At 61.3% G+C, this 4,021-nt stretch carries 2 protein-coding genes and 1 pseudogene; all 3 read left to right on the forward strand.

Annotated elements, in window-relative coordinates:
• Nucleotides 1–2,163: efflux RND transporter permease subunit (locus tag P792_RS26260; protein ID WP_023978298.1), on the forward strand; the 2,163-nt coding region annotated here is incomplete at its 5' end.
• Complete coding sequence (locus P792_RS26265) at nucleotides 2,160–3,659, forward strand: efflux transporter outer membrane subunit (RefSeq protein WP_023978299.1); 1,500 nt, start codon at nucleotides 2,160–2,162, stop codon at nucleotides 3,657–3,659. The genes P792_RS26260 and P792_RS26265, both read left to right, overlap by 4 nt.
• Nucleotides 3,660–3,709: 50 nt before the next feature.
• A pseudogene (locus tag P792_RS38535) lies at nucleotides 3,710–4,021 on the forward strand (DUF885 domain-containing protein); the annotation flags it as partial.

The following is a 4,021-nucleotide window of genomic DNA, read 5'->3' on the forward strand; positions in this document are numbered from 1 at the left end:
AAGCCGCTCGATGTACGGCTCGTTCCCTATATCGACCGCGATAATCTGGTGAAGGCCACCACCCATAAGGTTGGCGAGACCATGGTCGAGGGTATCGGCCTCGTTCTGGTCATTCTGACTCTCTTCCTCGGCAGCCCCCGCAGTGCGGTCGTTACTGCCGTCACCATTCCGCTCGCGCTTTCCACCGTTTTCGTGCTCATGCATTTCTTTGGCATGGCGGCCAATCTGTTCTCGCTCGGGGCCATCGATTTCGGTGTGATCGTGGACGGGGCCATCGTGATTACCGAGGCGATCCTGCGCCTGCGCGAGGAATCACCCAAGGCCACCCTGACCAGCACCGAAGTCCTGAGCGTAGCGCGTATCGCGGGACGCTCGATCTTCTCCTCCACGCTCATCATCATCGTGGCCTATTCGCCGCTCTTCGCGTTCGAGGGGAGCGAGGGCAAGCTGTTCCGGCCCATGGCCTATACGGTGAGCTTTGCGCTCATGGGGGCGCTGGCCTGTGCCCTCTGCCTGATCCCGACGCTGAGCTATCTGGCTTTGTACAAGCCAAGACGCATCTGGCATAACCGCCCGCTCGAAGCCCTGCATCATGCCTATGAGCGTGGGCTCAATCATATGCTGGCCCGCCCGCTCGTGACCTATATCGGGGGTGGTGCTGCGCTGCTTTCGGTGGTCATTCTGGGGGCCACGGTCGGGCGCGAATTCCTGCCCGATCTGGACGAAGGCGCGCTCTGGCTTCAGGTGCAGTTGCCCACCGGCATTTCGCTGGATGAAGGCAGCCGTATTGCAAGCGAGGTTCGCTCTGCGGTCCGCGAATTTCCCGAGACTTCCTACGCCATCACCCAGCTTGGTCGTAACGATGACGGCACCGATCCGTGGACGTTCTCGCACATCGAAATGCCGGTCGGTCTCAAGCCCTATGACCAGTGGGCCAGCGGCGAGACCAAGGCCCAGTTCATCGCCCGCCTGCGCGAGCGTCTCTATCAGATCCCCGGTATCAGCTTCGGGATCAGCCAGCCGATTCAGGATGGCATGAACGATCTGGTGGGCGGTGCCCATTCGCCGCTCGTGCTGCGTGTCTATGGCAATGATTTCCACGAACTGCGCCGCATTGGCCGTCAGATCGTGAATATCCTGCATGAGGTGCCTGGCACGACCGATGCCTCGATCTTTCAGGAGCCGCAGATTCCGCAGCTGATGGTGACGCCACGCCGCGAGCAGGCGGCACGTTATGGCATCAACGTGTCCGACATCAGTACTGTCGTGCAGAACGCGATTGGCGATGGCGCCATCACACAGGTCTATGTGGAAGATCGCGTGTATAACGCGACGCTGCATGTAGGCTCGCATGATCTGACCGATCTGGCTTCCATACGCGCGCTTCCCCTGCGCTCGACCGAAGGCGCCCCGGTGACACTGGCCGAGGTGGCCGATGTCGGGCTGCATATGGGTGAGAGCAATATCGCCCATGAGATGGGGGAGCGTCAGATCACCATTCGCGTCGATAATGGTGTGCGCCCGCTCTCGCAATATCTGGAGGACGCGCAAAAGCGCATTGCCTCAGAGGTGCATTTCGACCCCCGCAAATATCGCCTGCAATGGGCTGGCAGCTTCGAGCAGGAGCAGCGTGCGCAGGCCCGTCTGGGCGTGGCGTTGCTCGTGATGTTCTCGATCATGCTGTTGCTGCTTTTCATGGAGTTCGGGACGTTCCGTCATGCTGTGCTGGTGCTCAGTGTTGTGCCGCTGGCCACGCTGGGCGGGCTCATTGCGCTGCATCTGCGCGGAGAGACACTCAATATCGCGACGGCTGTGGGCTTCATCGCGCTGTTTGGTGTGGCGGTGCAGAACGGCATCATCATGATTGCGGCCATCAACCGCCATCATCGCGCGGGGCTGAGCATCCATGATTCCGTGCTGGCCGGTGCAGCTGAGCGTTTCCGCCCCGTGCTGATGACGGCTACGGTTGCCAGCGCAGGCATGCTGCCCGCAGCACTCGCAACAGGCGTCGGCACCGACGTGCAGCGTGGTCTGGCGACGGTTGTCGTGGGCGGGCTCGGCATTGCAACCCTGCTCACCCTTTTTGTTCTGCCGGTCTTCTTTTTCGAGCTGGAGCATTACATCGAACGCCGCAAGGCGCGCCGTTCGGGAGGTGTGTCATGAAACGCCGTGTGCTTTTGACCTGCGCCGCCAGTCTGGCGCTCTCGGGCTGCGCCATTGGCCCGAATTTCCATCGTCCTGACATGCTCAGAACGGGTGGTTACCAGAGTAAGGCCCTCCCGGCCTCCATTCATGGCACGACCGGAACCGGCTCAGCGGGAGCCGCTCAGACCCTGACAGCCGGGGCCGATCTGTCGGGCGCCTGGTGGCAGGCGCTGGGTGTGCCGCAACTCGATGCCCTGGTCACGCGGGCATTGCAGAACAACCCGTCACTCAGATCAGCACAGGCAACGCTCAAGGCTGCCTATGAACAAACCAAGGTCGCGGGCGCACCCTTGCTGCCCAGCATCTCGGCCTCATTCAACCCGACACGCAACAAGACGTCCAAGGCGCTGTCACCTGTGCCGGGCAATAATGACTATTTGTATAACCTGCACACGCTTCAGCTGAACATTTCCTATCAGCCCGATCTGTGGGGCGGGTTACGCCGGCAGGTGGAATCCCAGGCGGCGCAGGCGGAAATGCAGCGCTTCCAGCTGATTGCCACCACCAATACGCTGATCAATACGCTGATTGTCTCGCTCATCACGCAGTCGAGCCTCAACGCCCAGATCAACGCCACGAGCGACATCATTGCCAACCAGCAGAAGCTTCTTGGTGTGATGGAAAAGCAGTTCAGGCTTGGGGATATTTCGGAAGCCCAGCTTCTGGCCCAGAAAGCCGCGGTGACCCAGGCGCAAGCGACCTTGCCCCCTTTGCATCTGCAGGCCGAGCAGGCTCACGATCAGATTGCTGCGCTGGTCGGCACGACGCCCGACGAGGTGTTGCCCGAGATTCCGCTTGAGGCCTATCGCCTGCCCGCGACCCTGCCGGTCAGCCTGCCCAGCGCGCTTCTGACCCAGCGCCCCGACATACGCGCTGCAGAATCGCAGATGCACAGCGCCAGCGCGCAGGTGGGCGTCGCCATTGCCAACCGTCTGCCTAATGTGCAGCTTTCCGCGACGCCGGGTCAGGCCATCAATGCCATGAGCCAGTTCTTCACCCCCGGCTATGGCAACTGGTCGATCGGCGCGATGGTGGCCCAGCCGATCTTTCAGGGTTTTGAGCTGATGCATCTGGAGCGTCAGGCGCGCGCCAATCTTCTGGCGGCCACCGAGCAGTACAAGAACACCGTGCTGACCTCGATGCAGAACGTGGCCGATACACTGCATGCCCTTCAGGATGATTCCGACGCGCTTACCATCAGCGCAGCCAATGAGGATGCGGCTGTGCGCAGTCTGCGCATTTCACAAAGCCAGATGTCCTATGGCGATATCAGCCCGGTGCTGCTCCAGGCGGCGGTGCAGATCGAACTTGAGGCGCGGCTCAACCTGATTCAGGCCAGAGCCACGCGCTTTACCGATAGCGTCGCCCTGTTTCAGGCTCTCGGGGGAGGGTGGTGGCATCGTAACGATACCGCTATGAAGGTTCCCTCGACAGACTGGCACGCGGCGTTCTGACCCGGTTCGGATTTCCGTGCGCCCGGCGCGCTTCAGGAGATCCGACGCTTATGAGATTCCCCCGCTCCTCACGCCTCGCCCTGATGGGGCTTGGCTGCCTTCTTGCCTCGACAACGACTCTCGCGGCCCCTGCTCCGTCGGACAACAAAGCTGCGGCCGCGTTCGATCGCCTTCTGGATGAGGAGTGGCAGTACCAGCTCAAAAACGCGCCTGAACTGGCGACATCGATTGGTGATTACCGTTACAATGACCGCTGGAGCGATCTGTCCCTCGCCCATATCAAGGGGTCCGTGCCTGTTCTGACAGGCTTTCTGAAGAAGTTCGAGGCTATCGCGCCAGCGTCACTCGATGACCAGCGACAG

The sequence above is a fragment of the Asaia sp. SF2.1 genome (assembly GCF_000505765.1).
In the GTDB taxonomy this organism is placed as follows: domain Bacteria; phylum Pseudomonadota; class Alphaproteobacteria; order Acetobacterales; family Acetobacteraceae; genus Asaia; species Asaia bogorensis.

Bases quoted from the DNA above. Each gene is read 5' to 3' on its own strand.
- P792_RS26265 (WP_023978299.1), top strand. From the start codon at position 2,160: ATGAAACGCCGTGTGCTTTTGACCTGCGCCGCCAGTCTGGCGCTCTCG.